Raw genomic sequence first — 3,238 nt, 5'->3', positions numbered from 1 at the left:
TTGCCGCCGTTACCGGGTTGCTGCCCGCAGCGCCAATTCACCGGACAGCAGCGCAGGCAATATCGGCTTTCGGGTCGCGCGATCCGCATAAGCCGCGTCCCACGCGGACCGTGGAACAGCGTCTCTACTCGGTAGCTTCCAGCTGCAACACGAGGTAGTCGTCGCCCTCCACGATGATAAAAAGATCGTCCCCGTTGAAATCGATCGCGTTTGCAGACGCCATGATGCGCGCGAAAGTCTCACCCTGGGATGGCTCTGGACAGAGGGCGAGAGTCGCCTGGCCCGGCGTCATCGTCAGCATTGCATCCTCCAGCGTCCAGTTGCCGGTGACACGGTTACAATCCGCCTGCAGTGTGTAGGTGCCATCGTCGGAGAACGTGACTTCGTATTTCTCGGGCGCATCAATCTCGACTTCTTCAAGATCTACCGTTGCTGCCAAGGTCCAGACCCACGGTGTGGCCGTCAGCTTTAGGCGGGGGTCAGACAGCGCGGCTATGACGTCAAACGCGGCGTCCATCACCGGGTCTTCGCCGTTGCGGACGGCAGCAAGCGTTTCAAGCGTTACTGGCACACGTACATCGGGAATGACGCCCCGAGCCTCAAGGTTCGGCTCGTCCGAGTTGCGGAAAGTTGTACGCATTGCCGTGTACTGAAACGAAATCTCCGCCGGCATATTAATCCGGTCAATGAACCCGCCCGCTCCAAGAGAGGCATGCTGTCCCACAACACTTGCGCGGTCGAGGAGCTGAAGATGCTGGGTAAAATACTCACAGGAACTGGCACAGCCCTGGTCGATCAGAATGACCAACGGGCCGGTAAACGCCAAATCAGCGCGCGGCGAATAGAGCGTCCGATCCGTTGGCATCAGCCTGACGAACGCACCCGTCTCTGCATCGTAGCCCCACGTATCGAAGGGCTGTTCCGGCATGGGATCGCCTTCAGTAAAGAAGTACGACGCCATAACCTGGTAAAGCTCGACCAACCCGCCGCCATTGCCGCGCAGGTCCAGGATCATTCCGGTACTGCCGGTTTCAGATTCGATCTGAAGCGCCTCTTCCAGCACCGCGATTTTCGACAGCATGTGATCAGAGAAGTTCCGCCACGAGACGATCGCAACGCCACCAATCGACGTGAAGTCGATCGGCATTGTGGATTTTTCCGGTTTGGACGGTTCGAACGGCACCATGAAGTCGCCTGCCGTCAGTTGCACAGTTCGGGCGTCCTGTTCGTCGGAATTGCGGAAGGTGAAAGAAACCTCTGCGCCGTCAGGAAAGCTGAACAACCGCGGCGCTCGCAGATAGGGTTGCAATTCAGCGACACCGGTCGCTTCGATCAGAGGCAACGACGCAAGGTACTCGTGCGCAGGCATACCGTTGATCTCAAGGATTTCAGTGCCTTCCGTCCAACCAGCCTCTTCAGCGGGAGAGCCTTCAGCAACCCGGCTGACCAAGATCATGTCACCGGGCAGAATTCCCGCATCGGGATCCGACACGACCAAGGCTTCGGCACCGACGCCGGCACCAAACCGGGACAGTTCAGCCTCCTGCTTTGCCGTATTGATCGCTTGGTTCAGAAAACCGGCACTGACTGCGGTATGTGTGTCCTCAAAAGACAGGGCCATATCGTTCAGAGCGAGGTAAAAACCGCCTGCATCATCGGCATCCGCCGCAGCCACCACGTCTGGACGATACCGGGCAGAGACCGCATCCCAATCGACATTCCGAAATTCCGTGTAAGCGTAGTGCGTCCACAGATGGTCGATCAGCGCATCGAACGCCTCCACGTAGCCTAGACTAGAGAAGTCGGGAGAAGCCGCATCCGCGGCTTCAATGGTGTTGATCTCGGGACGTGGATCGGTCTCAATGGTGACCCCTCCGTCGGCGACCAATCTGGCGACCGACCAACCTTGTGGCACAACCTGTTGCGGATCGTCGTCTGTGAACCATATGCCATCGTCACCCCACGCGGATGGGAAGGACTCGGCGCCATCCTCCGAGAACATTAACAGCGAACCGGTTTCTATGGCACCGGTTTGCTGGTCGATCAGAATCGAGAAGAGACCGCCAAACTGTTCAAGCTGTTCCAGATAGCTGTCAGAGGACAGGTTCGGAGCAGAAACTAATGTGAATATGCCCAAAGCGGCTGTGCCATCGCCGTTCAGATCGAGTCGTCCTCCGCGAGGGACGATTGGAAGGTCGATCCGGTAGCGCCCTTCTCCGGTAAAAAGCGGGTCGGTAAACCGCCCGAGTACTTGGTCGTCGGCTGGTACGAAACTGTCAAAGTCACCGGCGACAAACCCGGTGGCGTCCAGAAGGCCCACTGACGGGTTCGGCCAGTATTGCGGCTGGAAGATAAAGCTGTCGGAGGAAACGGTACCTTCAATCGATCTTGGCCCATCTTGTGCAACTGCACTGCTGGCAATGAAGCCCGCGAAAATGAATGAGATAATGCTGCTCCGCATGGTGTACCCTTCGACCTGTCAAGTGGGTGGTGCTTCGAACTTCGGAAAACCCGGTTTCACTCTTTTCGGCGTCGAATGATTTAGTCGATACCCTGCATTAGCCTGTACGTCCAAACCTGTTTTTGACACCTTCCTCAGCACGTCAGTCATGACCGCGAACGAAAAAACCAACTTATTCTACTCCTGACCGAACCCCAAAGGAGTGCGGTCAGGAGTAGCGCCTGGACAACGAGGTAAACTGCCCTGACGATTTCAGCGATACACTGACAAACTAACAGACCTGTGTCAGCATTTGGTCTAGTCGGCTTCAACATACTGGCCGCTTAAAGCAGCAGTCCCATCAATTGCAACCGGGCTAGTTTCCACGTCTCCATGGCGTTTCGCCATTTTCTTCCCGCAGCCGCAAGAAATTTCAGTGCTGTTCTACATAGATTGTGTTCGAATTAAACCTAAGCAAGTTGCTTCACAAACGCGAAAGCGGCTTTTGAAAACCTGAGCTTTAGGAATTCTATTGCTTAACTAAATTGATCACATGCAGATGTCCACTTCGCGTGAGAAAAGATCACGACCAAACATGAATGGCTGCTCTCGAGATGATGTGATGACCTAGCTGCAACCGCAGTGAAGATCCTGCATCCGCCCTTCGTGTTCGATGCTGCACGATTGATCAATGTCGAGGAAGGGCTCTCTCCGGTCATTCGCCGCCGGTTGTCTGAACGGCAGCTTCGGGCCGATCGCTTCTTGTTCACCGCCTCATCACGCGTTCACTACAATCAT

The 3,238-nt window shown here is 55.9% G+C and carries 1 protein-coding gene; it reads right to left on the bottom strand.

Going from position 1 to position 3,238, the window contains the following annotated elements:
- Positions 1–124: 124 nt before the first annotated feature.
- Positions 125–2,461 carry a S41 family peptidase gene (locus MGEO_RS20930; protein WP_085641676.1) on the bottom strand — a complete coding sequence of 779 codons (2,337 nt, stop codon included), beginning with the start codon at positions 2,459–2,461 and terminating at the stop codon, positions 125–127.
- Positions 2,462–3,238 lie beyond the last annotated feature (777 nt).

The sequence above is a fragment of the Marivita geojedonensis genome (assembly GCF_002115805.1).
GTDB classification, from domain to species: domain Bacteria; phylum Pseudomonadota; class Alphaproteobacteria; order Rhodobacterales; family Rhodobacteraceae; genus Marivita; species Marivita geojedonensis.
Note: the sequence above shows the minus strand (reverse complement) of the source record. Positions and strands in the feature narration are given on the sequence as shown.

Bases quoted from the DNA above. Each gene is read 5' to 3' on its own strand.
- MGEO_RS20930 (WP_085641676.1), bottom strand. From the start codon at position 2,461: ATGCGGAGCAGCATTATCTCATTCATTTTCGCGGGCTTCATTGCCAGC.